Origin of the sequence: Alkaliflexus imshenetskii DSM 15055 (assembly GCF_000517065.1) — a bacterium.
In the GTDB taxonomy this organism is placed as follows: domain Bacteria; phylum Bacteroidota; class Bacteroidia; order Bacteroidales; family Marinilabiliaceae; genus Alkaliflexus; species Alkaliflexus imshenetskii.
Map to the genome: position 1 here is coordinate 2,797,080 of NZ_KI912105.1, position 18,484 is coordinate 2,815,563.

General features: G+C 41.8%; 13 protein-coding genes. 3 read left to right on the forward strand and 10 right to left on the reverse strand.

What is annotated here, in order from left to right:
- Positions 1-56: 56 nt before the first annotated feature.
- On the forward strand, positions 57-506 hold the full coding sequence (locus ALKIM_RS0111850) for a GatB/YqeY domain-containing protein (RefSeq protein WP_026474844.1): 450 nt from the start codon (positions 57-59) through the stop codon (positions 504-506).
- Positions 507-648: 142 nt separating this feature from the next.
- On the opposite strand, the gene ALKIM_RS0111855 is transcribed toward ALKIM_RS0111850, so the two are convergent.
- The 6 genes from ALKIM_RS0111855 to ALKIM_RS0111880 all read right to left on the reverse strand — a co-directional run bounded on the left by ALKIM_RS0111855 (position 649) and on the right by ALKIM_RS0111880 (position 8,305).
- Positions 649-2,742 (reverse strand): SurA N-terminal domain-containing protein, encoded by a 2,094-nt coding sequence (locus ALKIM_RS0111855; RefSeq protein WP_026474845.1) that lies wholly within the window; start codon positions 2,740-2,742, stop codon positions 649-651.
- Between the two features lie 119 nt (positions 2,743-2,861).
- The gene (locus ALKIM_RS0111860) at positions 2,862-4,124 is read right to left on the reverse strand and encodes a hemolysin family protein (RefSeq protein WP_026474846.1); all 1,263 of its coding nucleotides are present in this window, start codon (positions 4,122-4,124) and stop codon (positions 2,862-2,864) included.
- A 36-nt stretch (positions 4,125-4,160) separates the two neighbouring features.
- Positions 4,161-4,766, reverse strand: coding sequence for an LPS export ABC transporter periplasmic protein LptC (gene lptC / locus ALKIM_RS0111865; RefSeq protein WP_044118286.1), 606 nt, complete (start codon positions 4,764-4,766; stop codon positions 4,161-4,163).
- 7 nt (positions 4,767-4,773) lie between these two features.
- Complete coding sequence (locus ALKIM_RS0111870; protein ID WP_026474848.1) at positions 4,774-6,126, reverse strand: tetratricopeptide repeat protein; 1,353 nt, start codon at positions 6,124-6,126, stop codon at positions 4,774-4,776.
- A gap of 174 nt (positions 6,127-6,300) precedes the next feature.
- The gene (locus ALKIM_RS0111875) at positions 6,301-7,593 is read right to left on the reverse strand and encodes a PorV/PorQ family protein (RefSeq protein ID WP_026474849.1); all 1,293 of its coding nucleotides are present in this window, start codon (positions 7,591-7,593) and stop codon (positions 6,301-6,303) included.
- On the reverse strand, positions 7,586-8,305 hold the full coding sequence (locus ALKIM_RS0111880; protein ID WP_044117916.1) for a type III pantothenate kinase: 720 nt from the start codon (positions 8,303-8,305) through the stop codon (positions 7,586-7,588). The genes ALKIM_RS0111875 and ALKIM_RS0111880 overlap by 8 nt, the downstream gene beginning before the upstream one ends.
- A gap of 146 nt (positions 8,306-8,451) precedes the next feature.
- Here ALKIM_RS0111880 and ALKIM_RS18385 point away from each other — a divergent pair, with 146 nt between their 5' ends.
- On the forward strand, positions 8,452-9,549 hold the full coding sequence (locus tag ALKIM_RS18385; RefSeq protein ID WP_052345533.1) for a response regulator: 1,098 nt from the start codon (positions 8,452-8,454) through the stop codon (positions 9,547-9,549).
- Here the strand turns inward: ALKIM_RS18385 and mfd are convergent.
- Positions 9,533-12,883 carry a transcription-repair coupling factor gene (mfd, locus tag ALKIM_RS0111890; protein WP_026474851.1) on the reverse strand — a complete coding sequence of 1,117 codons (3,351 nt, stop codon included), beginning with the start codon at positions 12,881-12,883 and terminating at the stop codon, positions 9,533-9,535. The genes ALKIM_RS18385 and mfd overlap by 17 nt on opposite strands.
- Before the next feature lie 686 nt (positions 12,884-13,569).
- On the opposite strand from mfd, the gene ALKIM_RS0111900 reads away from it, so the two are divergent.
- Positions 13,570-14,817, forward strand: coding sequence for an aspartate kinase (locus ALKIM_RS0111900; protein ID WP_026474852.1), 1,248 nt, complete (start codon positions 13,570-13,572; stop codon positions 14,815-14,817).
- Positions 14,818-14,825: 8 nt separating this feature from the next.
- Here the strand turns inward: ALKIM_RS0111900 and ALKIM_RS0111905 are convergent, their stop codons facing one another.
- The 3 genes from ALKIM_RS0111905 to ALKIM_RS0111915 all read right to left on the reverse strand — a co-directional run bounded on the left by ALKIM_RS0111905 (position 14,826) and on the right by ALKIM_RS0111915 (position 17,701).
- A complete protein-coding gene (locus tag ALKIM_RS0111905; protein WP_026474853.1) occupies positions 14,826-15,326 on the reverse strand; it encodes a hypothetical protein in 501 nt (166 codons plus the stop codon).
- A gap of 115 nt (positions 15,327-15,441) precedes the next feature.
- The gene (locus ALKIM_RS0111910) at positions 15,442-16,782 is read right to left on the reverse strand and encodes a dihydroorotase (RefSeq protein ID WP_026474854.1); all 1,341 of its coding nucleotides are present in this window, start codon (positions 16,780-16,782) and stop codon (positions 15,442-15,444) included.
- Between the two features lie 172 nt (positions 16,783-16,954).
- Positions 16,955-17,701 carry a polyprenol monophosphomannose synthase gene (locus tag ALKIM_RS0111915; protein ID WP_044117917.1) on the reverse strand — a complete coding sequence of 249 codons (747 nt, stop codon included), beginning with the start codon at positions 17,699-17,701 and terminating at the stop codon, positions 16,955-16,957.
- Positions 17,702-18,484: the final 783 nt, after the last annotated feature.

Consider the following 18,484-nt stretch of genomic DNA (forward strand, 5'->3'; position numbering starts at 1 on the left):
TAGCTGATGGTGAGTTGATGTTTGAACTAAATACAATATTATAACTTTGAACCGATATGAGTATTTTCGAAAGAATAAACGATGATATAAAGAGCGCTATGAAGGCCAGAGAGCAGATTCGCCTTGATACCCTCAGGGGTATCAAAAAGGAGTTGATTGAAGCCCGTACAGCGAAGAATGCAGGAGGCGTTGTGTCTGATGAGGATGAAATTCGTTTGCTCCAAAAAATGGTGAAACAACGTCGCGATGCCGCAGGCATTTACAATGCACAGGGGCGCGCTGATTTGGCCAATAAGGAGGAACTGGAAGTTGACATCATCTCTGAATATCTGCCTGAACCATTGTCGCCCGAGGAACTGGAGGCTGCTGTTAAGGAAATTATCTCTGCTCAGGGTGCTACATCCATGCAGGAGATGGGTAAAGTGATGGGCGCTGCTACTGCTGCACTCGGAGGAAAAGCCGAAGGAAAGGATATATCACAAATGGTGAAGAAATTACTATCCTGACAATAAAAGCAGCATCATCCCAAAAAATTCATTGAGCCTGCCATGTGCAGGTTTTTTTGTGCCGTTGTGGGTGTGGTTGAGAAAAGCAAAAGGGCCACCTTTGCAGGCAGCCCTTCGTTTGTGTGTTTTGTTGTATCAACTATTAATAGAACTGTGCTCTGCGATCTACAATTACTGCATTTTCGCGGAGGGTTTCCATAAGTTGGTATTCAACCTTCATCACGAGGTTTTGAACCAGTTCACGAGATACATTGTCTGCTACAACAGTGTTTTGGTCAACATTTGTTACCTTAACAAGATAAACACCGTTGTTACCTTTCACAGGTTGTGAAATCTGGTTTGTTGGCGAATGAACGGCAAGAGAAACCAATGCCGGTTCAACACCTGCACCTGGTACCTGAAACGATGCGAAGGTTATATCGTTGGCAGACTGTACGGATGAATTCAATTTCTCCGCAATGGCTTCCATGCTGGCACCACCGGTTGCATATTCCTTCACACGGGAAATCAACAGGTCTGCTTTCTTTTCATTGATGAGCTCTCTTTCGATGCGGGCGCGTACAGCATCCAGCGGTAACACGCCATCTTTCGAAGAAGAGATAAGGTGGGCAATAACAAATCTGTCGCCAAATTCAAACACTGGAGACAATGCTCCTACATTTGCTTCGTATGCCCATCTTACCAACTCTCTTGATGATTCAAGAGGCCCAACGTTACGGTCGTTTTCTCTGATGTTGCGGCCAAAACGTTTGGTCAGATTGTTCTCTTCGATGGCAGTATTGAATTTGGCTGCAGTGTTGTTTAAGGCTGCAAACCTGGTAGCTGCGCTGTATACATCCTGATATGTTTTGGAACTGTAAGATATGTTACGGGCAAGCGTGGCTACCTGATATTTTGGTGACGGACGGCCTTGCTCCTGAATATGGATGATGTGAATACCAAATTGGGTTTCAACTTTTACAATGTCACCTGCTTTTCCATTGAACACTGCGTCATTGAATGGGGCAACCATCATTCCTTCACGGAACCAACCCAAATCACCACCATTTATCGCAGAACCTGGATCTTCAGAATAGGTACGTGCCAATTCTGCAAAATTACCACCTCTTCGGGCAACGGTCATAAGGCTGTCGGCCAATTTGTTTGCTGCTTCAGGGTTTGGTTCGCGAATTAAAATATGACGTGCACGAACCGAGTCGGGCATGTTGTTGATGGCCACAAGTCTAACAGCTTTGTAGCTGTCATCCTCAAAATAGGGGCCATACACTGCGTTAACCGATGCCGATGTGATAAAGGCTTCGATGGCTGAGCTAAACTCGGCTGCACGACGGTTTCTGCCCATGAAAGGCTCGTCTGAGTTCAGGTTTACAAACTGAGCGGCATCAATTTCCGGATTAGCGAAATTTTCCATCATCTTTTCTACCCACTCAAGCGCAGCCTGACGGTCGGCTTCAGTTGGAACTATGTCGAAGGTGATGTATTCGATTTCGCGTGACGCTTCTTGCTTAAAAAGGTTTTGGTTGGCACGGTAGTAGTTTCTGATTTCGGCATCGGATACAGCTACTTCGCTGTCATCCACAGTGGTGTATCTGGCCACCACAAAGTCGAAATCTACCATTTTGCTGCGAGATGCCAATTCACTCTCTTTCCACATGGTGGGAATGTACATCCCTTTCATCAGCAGATTTTTGTATTTGCTGAACAAACGCTCATTTATGAGCTGCTCTTCCATCACCATCCAGTAGAAATAGGCTGTAGGATCCTGATTTTTGGCAAACAGGAAGTTAAGTACCTGCTGTTGATCAAACATTCCGGTTTGTGGATTGGTAAACAGTGGATGCTGACGAATGGCGGGGTGAATGTTTCTTCCTGTTAGCATATCCATCAACTCTTCAGAAGTAACTCTAAGACCGAGTTGGTCATAAATCTCTTCAAGCAGCGTTTGATTTACCAGTTGATTCCAGGTATGATCCCTAAGCATGTAAACCTCCTCCTCTGTAAGAGTGTTAACGCCCTGATTCAGTTTGTTAAACTCCTCCATCTCGGTTACTTTATTCTGGAACTCCTGAATGTTTATAGTTGTACCGTTAATATTGGCCAATTCCATCCTCGAGCCCGAAAAAAATGAGCCTCCTGAACCCATGAAATCCATCATGATAAAGGCAAAAAGGGCAAAGCCAATGAAGATGGCTACAATAACTCCTCCTTTACTTCGTATTTTCTCTAAAGTTGCCATTCGTTTTATGATTTAATATTTAGCTTTTTTAAAACAGGTTACGAATATACAAAAAATTGTATTATCACATCTTAAACCGATTGCATGATTGCAAATATTACCGGCCTTTTGCATTGCATTTAAGATATATGGGTTGTTATTTGTATCAATTCTATTTTCGATTTGGATGCTTCTAGTATTTTTACGCGAAAATCACCTATCTCTATCTCTTCTTCCGCTTCCGGAATGGCTTCGTTGTGATATAGTATCAGACCTGCCAGCGTTTCATAATCGTCCGATTCGGGAAGATTCAGGTTATACTTCTCATTCAGGTAGTCTATTTCAAACCGCCCCGAAAACTGGTAAGTATCCGGCGCTATCTGCTTTTCTACCAAATCGGACACATCGTGCTCATCATCTATCTCTCCAAATATCTCTTCCAATACGTCTTCGAGGGTTACAATTCCTGCGGTACCGCCAAATTCGTCAACAACCAGCACAATACTTTTATGCTCTTTTGTGAAAATCTCCAATAATTTGGCTGCGGGCATGCTTTCGGGAACTATCGAGATGGGACTAATGACATTCCGCAGTCGCTTCGGACTTCGAAACATGGCCGACACGTGTACGTAGCCTATAATGTTGTCGATGTTGTCTTTGTAAACCAATATTTTGGAGTATCCGGTTTCGACGAATCGTTTTCTGATTATTTCAAGATCCTCATCAATATCTGCTACTTCCAAATCAGTTCTCGGCACTGAACAATCTCTTACTTTTAGGTTTGAGAAATCCAGCGCATTTCTGAAAAACTTCATCTCTTGAACGATGGAGTTTTCATTTTGCGTTTTGTTTTGATGTTCCGATATCAGATGATCCAAATCAATACGTCCTATAACAATGGGTTCGTTTGTGTTGGATTGTTTTATTTTCAGTATTTTCTGAATAAAAAAATTTGAGAAAATAAGTGTGAGTTTTGAAAGGGGGTAAAATACTGTATAAAAGATGGTTAGTGGTATGGATACCAGATTTAGCGCAGCACCCGGATTTAGACGAAACAGAATCTTCGGTAAAAATTCAGCCGCTATCAATATAATAAATGTACTGAGTATGGTCTGCGTTAGCAATATTCCCCAATCTGAGTTTAAATAATTGCCTATTGCGGGTTCAATAAGTCTGGCCATGTATAGACCGTAAATAACCAACGCAATGTTGTTACCAATGAGAATGGTGGAGATGAACAATCCCGGATTTTTGTGAAATCGGTCGGTGATTTTGCTTAATGCAGGATGGCGTTTGCGGTTAAGCTCTATAAGAAGTTTATTCGTCGACAGGAAGGCCATTTCGCTTCCGGAGAAGAAGGCCGACAATACAAGTGAAAGCAGAATGACAGAGAGTTGATCCATTATTGTTTGATAATTCTGACTTAAAGATAGTAAAAATCATTCATCAGGCTTAGCCGCCTGATCTTCTATCTGAAGGATCCCGCTTATATTTCTGATTTTGTAATTCTCGAGTCTTTCGTCCGACTCAAAGCCATAGCCGGTAATGATTTCGGTGTCGGTGGTGATTTTGATAAACTGGTCAGAATAGATGGTCTGTTTTTTTCCGTCCCAAAACATCAGTTCTGTATTGATAATTTCACCGTTTGTGTTTACTGCTTCCACATCGTTGCGCAATTCCCATAGTTCATCGTTCTGATAGTAAATGGCGGCATTGCACTTTATCTGGGCATCAATTTCCTCATTTTGGTCGTAGATGAAGAGGTGCAGGCCTTGCGGAAACTCAATGGTTGGCTCCTTCCTTTGGTCGAATTGAAGCATCTCCGGCGTAAGGAACTTATATTTTATTTTGCCTGAGTCGGTGATGGTCGACGTCAAATCAATCAAGGATATACTAGGCAGCTCCTCACGGTTTGTAAGGGCTTTTATTTCTTCTGGTTTGTTTGGTGTACAGGAGGGCAAAGAAACAACAATGGCAAGCAGTAAAATGATACTGCTTGCCCCTGTTAATTTCCAGAATGAGTTACTATTGCAATTCGTTTTCAAAACGATATTATTTTGCACGTACAGTGGTTCTTTCGTTTATCCAACCTCCTACAGTGTAGGTTTGTCCTTGTTGCATATTTCTGAAGAAAATCTCGTCCAATGCAGGGAAGTGGGCTGAATAAATTCTGATTTGCTCGTTTGCCTCATCCGTAACAGATGGATCTACTGATTTGGCTCTCATAAATTTGTCTACTGCGGCCCAATAAACAGCTTTCTTTTCAAAATCATCGGCTCCAACGTTATTGGCTGCTGCAGCGTAAGCGCGACCAATCAGAAGGAAAGGTGCTCCCCAGTTCGGGCGGGCTTCGATGGCTCTCAGGGCGTGTGTGCGCGAAGCAACATAGTTGTCCTGTGTAAGGTAAATCATCGACAGCTGATACAGGTATTCGCCTTTTTGAGTGTCGTTTTCAGCAAGTCGTATGGCTTCGTTATAGAACTCAATGGTTCTTGGAATGTCTCTTGTTTTAAGGTACATTCTCGCAAGACCGTAGGCCGAGGCACTCGAAGGTTCTATGTTGTGCTGATATTCTGAGACTTTGTAAAGTAAGTCGGTATCTTCACACAAACCTCTTGCCAGTAGTTGGTTAACACGCTTGAGCCATGCCAGGTCAAACTTGTTTTCTTCCAATTGCGGGCCATAAATCTGCTCAATAATTTGACAACTGGCAGCTCCACTTGATGCAAAAAGTCCTTCAACGCCGCCTTTTACTTCTTCAAGTGTATCGTGGAATCTGGAATGACCCGGGTCTTTCAACTGAAAATCGATTACATCTGAAACAAGGGTGTAGTTTTTTACCAGTGTTTCAGCATCGAGATTGCCCATGCGATACATATTTACCGAAGTATTCATAAATGTAAGCAGAAATGCTGGTTGTGATCTGCGACCAAGTCCTGTAACCGCATCATTCAATAGTTCATACGCTTCTCTGATAACCTGATTGTCGTCGCGTTTATACTGAAGCATGTCAACAGCTTTGCTACCTTTGATGGCAGGGGTTGGTGTGCGCTGATGGTCGCCAAAATGAACCATACGCTGATCATATACTTTCATCAGCAACTGATACAACTCTTCAAATTTCGCTGCATCGCGGTTGGCAGCTATCTGCTGCTTAATCATTGTTACACCATCAATGTAAATGTTTACGCTGGCTGCCGGGCATTCATTGAATACTGCTTCCCAAGCCGGGAACGCTTCTTTGAAATTGCGGTTGCGGAAATCTTCTGTATAGAGTGATAAATTCCGTACACAACGAACACTATCTTCTCCCACCCCATATCTGGTGCCGGATGCAACTCCGGTCTGCGCTGCTGCCTGTAAGGAGATGATCAGACCTAAGGCAAGTAATTTTAACGCTCTCATCTTGCTTATTTTTAATTAACGTACGATTATTTCTTTTTCTGTCTGTTGGGCCGATACGCTTGTGGTATATCAGCGTGGGTGAAGGTTTCTACCAGTCTTTTTTTAGCTTACGCTATTTTTTCGGCTGCAAATATAATTCACTTAATTGTTTTTTTAAAATCAACCTGTTAGGTTTTATTCAAACCTACGCTTCATGAACCAAAATTCATGCATGGTAAAGTTTAAAGTGAATCTTGTATAATTTTCTGAAAGCTGACCAGTTTGGGCTGTGCCTTTGCTACCCATTTGTAATCCTACATTGATGGATGTGTTGGTGCGCCTCAGTGGTAAACCTAATCCAAAACTCATGCCAAAGTCCCTTAGCTGGTATCCGTTTATCATGAGGTAGTCCTCGTTGTAATATGCGCCGGCTCTGAATCTGATGCGCTGATAGTAACGTGTGGCAGTACGTTCGTTTGGAATAAACTCTGCTCCAAAGGCCATCATTGATGTGTTGGCTGTTTGGGTGTAGTCATCCGGAAATTTATTCTCACCCCAAAGTTGTGATGAATAATCAGCTGCGAGGGTTAATTTGCCATCAATCACATACGATGCACCTACACCGAAACTTGTTGGCATTTTAAATGATTCATCCCCCCACGATACATACGAGTACGAAAGCGTATCACCAAACGCAAATAAATTTTCAGATGCTGTGAAATCCATTCCTTTTGACTTGATGCTGGTGGTTTCAGCATTTACAGGTAGTGATGGACGGAAAGTGGCGCCCAATACCAGTTTTTGATTTTCGCTGAGTGTTGTGGTATGTTGAACGCCAAAGTCGAGAAACAGATTGCTCATGTGATGTTCATGCTTTGAACCGTATGTAAAGGTGTTGGTTCTGTCGGCCAAAAACTCATGAAAGGATGAGTGTTTTATTTTTCCAAACCAGAAGGAGGCATGTGCTCCAACCGAAAGGGCTGGTGAAACTTTATAGGCTATGCCACCATAGAGATTTGAGAAGTTTCCTGTTCCCATTGCTGTTTGAAGGGTGGGATTGGCTTCTCGGTTGTGGATGGTTTCAAAATTGTAACCTGCATTACTCGCAGGCTTTAATCCAAAAGACAGGCCTATTTTTCTGCTTATGGGGAAGCCAAATGCAAAATAGTCATAATTCATATCCGAAAACGACTGGGAGCCTCCTCCGGTTTTGATGGTTTGCCTGTTGCCACTTACTCCAACCTCAAAAAAGAAGGAGAGCGAGTCAATGGCAGTGTAGGATGCCGGGTTCAGATTATTCAGGTGTTGTGACGACCTGATGCCGATACCTGTGCCACCCATGGCATTGTTGCGGCCAAAGCCACCATAATTAATCTCCCCAATTCCAAATCTGGAAAAGGGTGAAGATGTGCGTGTTTGAGAAAGAGTTGTGCTGACAGAAGAGAACAAAACTAACCCTGAAAGCAGGATTCCGATTTTTTTATGCATTGTATTCGAGTATTCGATTTAGTCCGACCAATACCAAATTTTGGTTTACAAAGATGGGCTTTTTTAATTTTCCGGCAAAAAAATCTGAGTCACCTCCTGTAAGAATGGTTATGTCAATGTCCCAATTATTTTTGCAGAAAGCCCTGTAGCCTTCGATTTCAAAAATCATTCCATTAATTACACCTGATGCTATAGCATGTGTTGTTTTTTTTCCGGGAAACTGATGGGGTTCGTCTTTTGTGACCAATGGCAACCTGCTGGTGAAGGTGTTCAACGCCTTGAAACGCATTGCCATGCCGGGTGAAATATCGCCTCCGGCATACTTGTTTCCTCCTAATAAAACATCGTAGGTGATGGCTGTTCCGGCATCAATCACAAAAACACTCTTTTGAGGATATAGCTGTTGAGCTCCGGCCACAGCTGCAATGCGATCTTTTCCTAATGTTTCGGGGGTGTGGTACATATTTGCGAAAGGCAGTGGTGTTTGGTGATCCAGAACAACTATGTTTTTCACCTTTTTTTGTATCAACCCAAGATCGAAATCGTCTGCAACGGATGAAATGATTGCTGCCTCCGGTTGATGGGTGCCGATAAAAGTGGTGATAAACTCTTTATCGTCATTTGGGATACTGTGGACAGCCACAAGCTTGCTTTGGTCAAAAAAACCAATTTTAGTGGCGCTGTTTCCCCGATCTATTGTTAATTTGAGCATAGATTTCGTTCCCAATCTGACTTTTTTATTGATGGTTTACAAAAGTAGTTTTTTTAATCTATTTCTGAATGAATCAGATGATTCGCTTTTAAAATTAGATGGAACATTTAGCACTCAATCCCTTTTAATATATAAAATTATCTGTAATGCGTAAGGTTTTAATCGTTGAGGATGACATATTTATATCAGCAATATTCTCTTTTTTCATAAAGGATTTGGGACATCACCTTGCAGGGCGTTGTCAAACCGGGCCACGAGCGCTCGAGTTTTGTAAGGATGAGAAACCTGATGTGGTGCTCATGGATATTCACCTCGAGGGTGAAATGGATGGCATTCAAACGGCTGAACGCATACAAAGGGATTTTGATATCCCGGTAATTTTTGTCTCTAGTGATACCAGTACAAGTGTTGTAGAGCGTGCCATTATCTCCAATTCATACGGATATCTGGTTAAGCCCGTTCAGAAAAATGAATTGGGCATTTCCATTGATTTGGCCTATTATAAGCACAAGCTGGCTGTGGAGCAAAAAAGACGGGAACAAAGCTATCGCGCTTACCTGTCTGAATCACCAATGCCTGTTATCATCATTCAGGAAGGAAGCATCCGATATCTGAACATGAATGCTCTGGATTTATTCCGTACGCATTATATGGAAGACATCATTGGACTTCCATTGCTGAATTTTGTGGCGGATGCCAATCACATGGAGGTAGCTGATTTCATCAGCGACGATATGCCGGATGAGAAGAAGAGTTCACGCATCAATGTAACCATGAAAACGGCTCACGGCATGCCTTTTGAAGTAGCCATGATGGGTTCTGTTGTGAAGTTTTCGGGACATAAAGCTCATCAATTGGTGCTTAACGATATCTCAATAGAGAAAAATGCCATTAAAAACTACCAGCGTCTGCGCAAGGCAATTATTGAGAGTAGTGAACCGGTTGTTATTCTCAACAATGAACTTAGCGTGGTTGAGTACAACGAGGCCTTTGAGCAGCTTGTGAAACCTTCATCTGACATGAAGCATCAGAATGTTGCCAAATGGCAACACCTGTTTCAGTTTGATGAGGCGTTTCTATCTGGTGCACTCAATGAGGAGAAAGCATTTTTTGAAACCTCTTTTCAAATTTCAGAGAAACATTTTCCCGTCACAGGATGTCTTACAGGCGAACCGTGTGAAGGAAATCAGGAGCTTATTTTACGTATTCGCAATTTAAAGCATGAATCTATTCTACAGTCATAATTTCTTTAAACAACACCCTTATTTCTGATAACGCATTGATGTTAGGAATGGACATAAACAGTTTATTTTGTTTCTCTTCCATCCTGGCTTTTTTGTGATTCTTTTGCAACCAGTTTAGGATATTGCTGAATGTTAGTGTTTTGTAAAATGGCGAATCCTGATTGCTTATGAAATTTAAGCGCAACTTGTTGTTTTTGTAGATGAGTTTTTCGATGCCCAGATGTTCAGCGTCAATTCGTATTTTCACTATCTCAAGTAATCCATCTGCTTCGGGGGGCAGCTCGCCAAAGCGGTCCATCACGTTGCTGCGGAATCGGTCTACATTGGGCTCATCTTTTATATTGTCCAGCTCACGGTAAAGCTCCATTCGCTCAGCTATATTGGCAATATACTCCTCGGGAAACCGCACATCTGCATCGGTTTCTATCTGGCAGTCGCTTACGTATTTTATTCCTTGTGCAGCCACTTCAGGAGTATAGTCTATAAGTTGAGGATACTCCGCTTCACGTAGTTCCAGTAGTGCCTCCTCCAAAATGCGTTGATAGGTTTCGTAACCTATGTCGGCAATAAAGCCACTCTGTTCGCCGCCCAAAAGGTTTCCTGCTCCCCGTATATCTAAATCCTGCATGGCTATGTTGAATCCACTGCCTAAATCAGAGAACTCTTCCAGAATTTTAAGTCTTCTGCGTGCGTCGGAAGTAAGGGTACTTACCGGTGGCGCCAATAAATAGCAAAAGGCTTTTTTATTAGAGCGTCCCACGCGACCACGCAACTGGTGTAGTTCGCTCAGTCCAAAATGGTGTGCGTTGTTGATAATAATGGTATTGGCGTTTGGAATGTCAAGACCTGATTCGATAATGGTTGTTGCAATCAATACATCATATTCACCATTTATAAAGTCGAGCATGATGCTTTCAAGTTTGTTGCCTTCCATCTGTCCGTGAGCAACAACTGTTTTGATGTGGGGCAGTGCCCGCTTGATAAAATTTTCAATTTCCAGAATATTCTGAACCCGGTTGTTTATAAAAAAGACCTGGCCATTACGCTCCACCTCAAAGGTGATTGCTTCTTTTATTATCTCTTCGTTAAAAGTGTGCAGTTCGGTGAAAATGGGCTGTCGGTTGGGCGGCGGGGTATTCAGAATGGACAGATCCCGCGCTCCCATAAGCGAAAATTGAAGGGTTCGGGGTATGGGTGTGGCTGTAAGTGTAAGGGTATCTACATTTACTTTGATATTCTTTAATTTCTCTTTTACCGATACACCAAAACGTTGCTCTTCATCAATTACGAGCAGACCAAGATCTTTAAACTCCACATCTTTACCTACTATCCTATGGGTGCCAATCAGGATATCTACTTTACCCTCCTTGGTTTCTGATACAATTCTGTTTATGTCCGACGTTTTTCTAAGTCTGCTGATGTATTCCACTCTACACGGAAAATCACTTAGTCGTTCTTTAAATGTGTTGTGGTGTTGAAGCGCAAGAATGGTTGTTGGCACCAGAATGGCAACCTGCTTATTGTCGCTCACAGCCTTAAAAGCAGCTCTGATGGCTATCTCAGTTTTTCCAAAGCCTACATCGCCACATACAAGTCTATCCATCGGGCTTTTATCTTCCATGTCTTTTTTTACAGCCAATGTGGCCTTATACTGGTCGGGCGTGTCTTCGTATATAAACGATGCTTCCAACTCACTTTGCATAAAGGTGTCGGCAGAAAAAGCAAAGCCAGGTTCTGCTTTTCGTCTGGCATATAGCGCAATGAGCTCACGGGCAATGTCCTTAACTTTTTTCTTGGTCTTCTCCTTCATCTTCGACCAGGCAGCATGACCGAGTTTGTGCACCTTGGGTGGTTCACCTTCTTGTCCTTTGTATTTGCTGATGCGATGTAGAGAGTGAATATTCACCAATAGAATGTCATTGTCCCTGTATATCAGCTGAATGGCTTCCTGCCGGTGACCATTCTCCTCCAGAGTTACCAGTCCGCCAAATCGACCTATTCCATGATCAACATGTACCACATAATCTCCCGGATTCAGTCTTGTGAGTTCTTTTAGTGTTATGGATTGACGTGCTGCCCGGGTTTTATCCGTTTTGAGGCTAAATTTGTGATATCTGTCAAATATCTGGTGGTCGGTATAGATGCAAATTTTGAGGTCGTGGTCAATAAATCCTTCATGAAGTGCATGGTTCAACTCTTCATATTGGATGTGACTGTTACGGTCGGCAAAGATTTGTCTGAGTCGCTCCAGTTGTCGATCATTGTCTGACAGCACAGTTACTTCATAGCCTTCAGTTTGCCTTTCGCGTATGTTGTCCTCAACCAAATTAAAGTGCTTGTGAAACAAAGGCTGGGGAGAGGTGTTAAACCGAATCTCGTCTTTGGCTGCAAATCCCTGAGTATTGCCCCAAATTATAAGCGGTCGTTGCTCCAGAAGCGTTTTAAATAGCGAACCTGTGATTAATTGTTCAACCCCGGGAATCTTACGTTCATCATCCGGTTCGGGTTTGTTGCCCGATAAGGATTCGGCCTTGTCGTAGATTCTGTTCATCCGCTCAATAATAACTGATGGTTCATCAATCCAAATTCCAATGTCATGTTTTAATGATTCCGGAAATGGGATATAATCTGAGGTATCAGAGGGGGTGAGTTCCGGGATAATTGTTATCTCATCAAAGGATGTCTTTGATAGTTGGTTTTCAATGTCAAACGAACGTATGCTCTCTATTTCATCACCAAAAAAATCGATGCGAAATGGCTCTTCGTAGGAAAAACTATATACATCCAGAATTGAACCACGAACTGAGTAAGCTCCCGGTTCATACACAAAGTCGGCTCGCTGAAAACCAAGCTCTTTTAGAAAGTCAACAACAAAATAGAGGTCAATTTTTTCTCCTTTTCGGAGATTGAGCGTTTGGTGTTCAATAACGGTATCGCCCGGCACTTTTTCCAACAACGCTTCGGTATAAGTAACGAAAAACTCTCCGGCTTTGGCTTGCCTTAAGCCCTGAAGTGCCTCCGTTCGTAATATCATCTGGTTGGGGTCGGGCTGGCCAAATTCTGGTGAACGTTTGTATGATGATGGCAGATAATAGACTGATTCGTTGCCATTGAGTTGAGCCAAGTCGTGATAAAGATATGCCGATGCCTCTTTATCATTACATATAATAAGGTGTGGTTTATCTTTTTTTAGCGTGGATATCAACACGGAGATGACAGAGCCAGCCAATCCTTTTAGACTCAGAATGCCGTTTTGCCCGGTCAACCATTCTTTTATGAAGGGGATATTTGGATGATTTTGATATTTATCGGCAGGTGCGCTGGATAGATCCATCTTTTTTTTCGACAAAATTAATGGCAATTATTTAAAATGTGAGTTAGTTCAGAAGAGTTTTTACCGAACATTAGCTATTGGGTTTATTATTAGTCTCTATGTGTAGTTTAAATCATGAAAATGATTGAGGGGAAAGATTTTGGATTCATTGTGAAATACAGTGCTGCAAATGCAGTAGAAACTTACAGAAGTTGAAAAACGAGCAGATTTTTATTAACTGTTTAAATTTAATTTATAAAATAGGTTTTAGATGCGAATACTATTAGATTCTAGACAGATAGAGTAGTTGAGAAAGATGATTAGATTAATCTTATTTTCTGTTTAATCTAGTCTATCAGTCTAAATATCTTATCCCTCAGTGCGGGACTTCGCTTTGCTCCGCATCTAATAGTCTAAAAATCTTCAATGCAGATTTAATATAAATTTAAACAGTCTCTTAGATAATGAGGATTAAAATAGTCGGCAAAGAGTCCGTGGAGATCTATTATGGCAGCATTTTATTCTTTTAATTGTTTTCATTTTTCTGATTAATGTCATCATACCTTAAATTAACTGTTTATAATAAATCCATAAATTTGCACATTATAATCAGTTGTTTTTACTTGTATTTTAATCGAAAGGTCGACTGATGGCACTGTTGTCATAAGTCATAATCTATGTCTGTTGTATATTAAACCTGCCAAAAAATGAAAGTATATAAATTCGGAGGAGCATCGGTAAAAGATGGGGATGGGGTTCGTAATGTGACTTCTATTGTTCGAAATGCCAACTCACAACTCATCGTTGTAATTTCTGCCATGGGCAAAATGACCAATGCTTTCGAAGTACTGAACGATGCCTGGTTTAACAAAGACGAAGCAAAGATTCAGGAGGCTCTGGTTCCAATCAAGAATTACCATGAGGAGATTGTAAAGGATCTTTTTGGTTCGGCACAGGCAAGTGTGCGCTACAATGAATTCATTAGCCAGCTTGAGAATCGTTTGTGCGGGGTTTCATCAATGCATTTCGATTATGAGTATGACCAGGTCGTTTCCTATGGCGAATTGCTCTCCACTGCTATCATCGCTGATTATTGGGAAAGTCAGGGATTAGATTGTTGTTGGCAGGATGTGCGCAATCTGCTAAAAACAGATGATTTATACCGCGATGCCAATGTGGACTGGGAGTTGACAACAAAATATATGAAAGAGGCGTTTCAGTTTGCCGATGCCGGTTTGTATCTCACACAGGGTTTTTTAGGCGGAACAATCAGCAATCTGACCACCACGCTTGGTCGCGAAGGTTCTGATTATACAGCGGCCATAATTGGTCATGTGATGGATGCACAGGATGTAACCATCTGGAAAGATGTGCCAGGCGTTTTAAATGCCGACCCACGGTGGTATGCCGGTACTGTGAAAATAAATGAAATCTCTTACCTCGAAGCCATAGAACTCTCCTTTTACGGGGCTCAGGTTATACACCCTAAAACACTAAAGCCGCTGCAAAACAAGAACATACCGATGTATGTGAAGTCATTTGTTGACCCAACAGCCACAGGCACAATTATATGTGAGCGTAAAGGTATTAGCGAAATGGTGCCGGTTTACATTCTTAAAACGAATCAGGTTTTTGTGACCATCTCTCCATTCGATTTTTCATTTATTATGGAGGATAAACTCATTGAGATAATATCTATTTTTCGTAAGTATCGGGTAAAGATGAATCTGATGCAGAATTCAGCACTGAATTTCTCTGCCTGCTTCGACCGTAAACGTGATACAGAGGCGTTTTTGAATGCGCTCAATAAAGAGTTTTCTGTTCGTTACAACGAGGATGTAGAGCTGATAACCATCAGACAATATACACCCGAGGCCATCGAGGAGATGACTTCAGGACGAGAAGTTCTGGATTCACAGGTAACACGTAAGGTTGCGCGTTTTGTGCTGAGATAAATCTTTAGCTAGTTTAGTTTTACCCGAAATACCGGTTTAACACCTCGCCGGTATCCATCGTCGGCATAAACGGCATAGCCTAAAACCATTGAGTGTACATGTTTCTGAAATACCTTTTGTTCTGCTGAGAAGAGCCATGTTTCTTCAAACAAAAGCTCTTCTATGCGTCCTCTTGAATAATCGTGAGCCGATTCAATCCGCTTTACGTCATCTAAAGTCAATAATTGGCCTGTGAAATAATCAAACACTTCCAGATGGCCGGTATAGACTTGTTCAAATATTTCAGATATCATCTTTTTAGACTGCACGTGTTTCAGACGTTCATTCATCCATTCATCGTCTGGGTCATAGCTGATTATGTCAACGGCATAGATGATGGGATCTGCAACAATCGTCTCTTCAGTAAGGTTGTTATCTGAGATGACAATGGTTTTTACTTTCGGCTCATTTGAAGTACAACCTGATAATATTAGATATAATGTAAGAACAAACAGAGAAAGAGTTTTCATGTGTCTATAATTTTGTTTTTCAAATGCCGCATTGCTTGTCCCGATTTATCTTGAGAACTCGCCAATAATCATGCTTCTGAGCATCGAAACATTCTTTATGGACTGTTTCAGGATATTATACATTAAACAGCAGGCGTTTTCCTTTGATGGAATCGTTGATTGTTCCTTCTTCATACACCAACGCACCATTTACCCATGTACGTGATATTGTGTGTTTTAGTTTCGTTCCGTTGAAAGGTGTCCATTTGCATTTGTACAATACCGACTCGTCGGTAACAGTTTGATTGCCATTGGGATTAACCATCACCAAATCGGCATAGTAACCCTCTCTGATAAAACCTCGTTTTTCTATTCTGAATAACGTGGCCGGAGCATGGCACATTTTTTCCACTACCAGTTCTTTGGTGAATACTCCTTGGTGCGCCATTTCCAGCATTGCCGTTAATGCGTGCTGCACCAGTGGACCTCCCGAAGGGGATTTGAAATAGTCTTGATTCTTCTCCTCCAACGTGTGGGGCGCATGGTCGGTAGCTACCACGTCCAAAAAGTTGTTGATGAGCCCGTTTCTCAAGGCATCACGATCTTCCCTGTATTTTACTGCCGGATTCCACTTTATTCTTGACCCAAGGCGATCATAGTCATCCGCATCGAACCATAGATGGTGCACGCATACCTCTCCTGTTATCCGTTTTTCTGATAGTGGCAAAGTGTTGTCGAAAAGTGAGAGTTCCTTAGCTGTGGAAAGATGTAGGATATGCAATCTGCTTCCGTGTTTAGTCGCAAGTTCCACAGCCATTGAAGATGATTTGTAGCAGGCCTCATCATTTCGTATCTCCGGATGTACGCTGAACGGAGTATGTTCACCGTATTTTTGCTTGTATAATTCCAGATTGTGTTTGATGGTAGCTTCATCTTCGCAATGTGTGGCAATAAGAACCGGCACCTCCCTGAATAAGTTGTTTAGTGCTTGTGGTTTGTCAACCAGCATATTGCCGGTTGAGGAGCCCATAAATACCTTTACGCCACATACATTGCGTGGATCAATTTTCAATATCTCCTCCAGATTATCGTTGGTGGCTCCCATATAAAATGAGTAGTTTGCCGGCGATTTGGAAGCTGCAATAGCGTACTTTTCCTCCAAAGCGCTAATTGTTACAGATTGGGGATTGGTGTTTGGCATCTCCATGAATGAGGTAACCCCGCCGGCAATAGCTGCCCGCGATTCAGTGTAGATGTCTCCTTTGTGTGTCAATCCTGGTTCCCGAAAATGAACCTGATCATCTATTACTCCTGGCATCAGATAATACCCTTTCGCATCTATAATACGGTCGGCTGCCGGAAGTTCCTCTCCCTCCCGAAATATCCGCTCAATAATCTCTTCCTTTATAAGAAGGCTGCCCGTATAAGCTGTGCCTTCATTTATGATGGAGGCATTTTTTATCAATGTGGTTTTCATCTGTTTTTTGTTTTTGTTGTCTGAACTTCCCGCTCATGCTAATTTGTGCAGCATACTATAGCGGATAAATTACATCAATTTTTGTAGGTGTATTGGTTGAAATTTGTGCCAAACCAGAGGATTGCTTAATGATTGTTGTATTTCTTAATGCGCGCTGTAAAAGGGTTAAAGTTTAAATCAATTCGTCTGTTTTAATTTTGTACTGTTTAAACAGACTGCCAGCCTTCATTTTAATCACCCCCCAAACAGCTTCGTTAAAAATCCCTCCACTCATTTTTGAAGCTCCCTGTCGCCTGTCGGTGAAAACAATTGGCACTTCAATAATGTTGAAACCATACTTCCATGCAGTGAATTTCATCTCTATCTGGAAGGCATATCCTTTAAATTTGATTTTATCTAAATCAATCGTCTTTAACACGCTTTTGTGATAACATTTAAAGCCAGCAGTGGTATCCATTATTTTCATACCCGTTACGATGCGCACATATACAGATGCAAAATACGACATTAAAACCCTCCCAATTGGCCAGTTTACAACGTTCACGCCCGACTTGTATCTTGAACCGATGGCCATGTCGGCATGTTCCACCGTACATGCATAATATAGTTTTTCCAGATCTTTGGGATCGTGCGAAAAATCCGCATCCATTTCAAAAATATAGTCATACGAATGGCTAAGTGCCCATTTAAAACCTGCTATATAAGCCGTTCCCAATCCCTGTTTGCCTGGTCGTTCCAGTAGGTGTAAACGTTCGGGAAACTCCGCTTGCATTTTTTTGACAATAGAGGCGGTTCCGTCTGGAGAGTTATCGTCTATTATCAGAAGGTGGAGGTTGTTTGGCTGAGAAAGCACTGCACGTGTAATCGCTTCAATATTCTCTTTCTCGTTGTAAGTCGGTATCAATACAATGCACTTCATTCGTAATGGTTTGTTGAGTTTGATGTTTAGATGCGAAGATACATATTTTGGCTATTATTTTTAACTAATCTTTTTGAGGCAAAATTTGGTTGGTATTGAGAAATGTTGTAATTTTATAGTTCCGGCTTTTGAAAAATGAGATGTTTGTTGTCGTTTTTTCAGCTGGCTTTTAGCGAGTTATTTTTTTTAACAAAAAAGAGTGCGTAAAAAGTTTGGAGCGTAAAGGATGAACGTCTACTTTTGCACTCGCTTTCCAAACGGGGAAAGGCACAAGAGTAGTCAGTTTAGTACTGACAATTATTGAAGCAAGCGGCAAGGTTTAGAGGTTTATTAAGAGGAAAAACATTTCTCAAAAAAACTTTGAAAAACATTTGGAGTTTAGAAATTAAATCCTTTATCTTTGCAGCCCCGAAACGCAGGACAGACATCGGTTTGTTGTGTGGGGAAACAGGAAGAAAAAGTTCTTTGAAAATATTGATGCAATACCAAAAAAGAAACAAGGTTAAAACAAGCAACGTCCTTTCGAAAATTTCTTTGAGGAGCACAGGAAAATATATTAAAATCTTTTCTACAACGAAGAGTTTGATCCTGGCTCAGGATGAACGCTAGCGACAGGCCTAACACATGCAAGTCGAACGGTAAAATGGTAGCAATACTATTGAGAGTGGCGCACGGGTGAGTAACGCGTATGCAACCTGCCTGTAACTGGGGGATAGCTCCCTGAAAGGGGAATTAACACCGCATAAGACTACGGCATCGCATGGTGCAGTGGTAAATATTTAT

Bases quoted from the DNA above. Each gene is read 5' to 3' on its own strand.
- ALKIM_RS18385 (WP_052345533.1), top strand. From the start codon at position 8,452: ATGCGTAAGGTTTTAATCGTTGAGGATGACATATTTATATCAGCAATA.
- ALKIM_RS0111870 (WP_026474848.1), bottom strand. From the start codon at position 6,126: ATGAGAGCGTTAAAATTACTTGCCTTAGGTCTGATCATCTCCTTACAG.
- mfd (WP_026474851.1), bottom strand. From the start codon at position 12,883: ATGGATCTATCCAGCGCACCTGCCGATAAATATCAAAATCATCCAAAT.
- ALKIM_RS0111855 (WP_026474845.1), bottom strand. From the start codon at position 2,742: ATGGCAACTTTAGAGAAAATACGAAGTAAAGGAGGAGTTATTGTAGCC.
- ALKIM_RS0111880 (WP_044117916.1), bottom strand. From the start codon at position 8,305: ATGCTCAAATTAACAATAGATCGGGGAAACAGCGCCACTAAAATTGGT.
- ALKIM_RS0111905 (WP_026474853.1), bottom strand. From the start codon at position 15,326: ATGAAAACTCTTTCTCTGTTTGTTCTTACATTATATCTAATATTATCA.
- ALKIM_RS0111910 (WP_026474854.1), bottom strand. From the start codon at position 16,782: ATGAAAACCACATTGATAAAAAATGCCTCCATCATAAATGAAGGCACA.
- ALKIM_RS0111875 (WP_026474849.1), bottom strand. From the start codon at position 7,593: ATGCATAAAAAAATCGGAATCCTGCTTTCAGGGTTAGTTTTGTTCTCT.
- ALKIM_RS0111860 (WP_026474846.1), bottom strand. From the start codon at position 4,124: ATGGATCAACTCTCTGTCATTCTGCTTTCACTTGTATTGTCGGCCTTC.
- ALKIM_RS0111850 (WP_026474844.1), top strand. From the start codon at position 57: ATGAGTATTTTCGAAAGAATAAACGATGATATAAAGAGCGCTATGAAG.
- ALKIM_RS0111900 (WP_026474852.1), top strand. From the start codon at position 13,570: ATGAAAGTATATAAATTCGGAGGAGCATCGGTAAAAGATGGGGATGGG.
- ALKIM_RS0111915 (WP_044117917.1), bottom strand. From the start codon at position 17,701: ATGAAGTGCATTGTATTGATACCGACTTACAACGAGAAAGAGAATATT.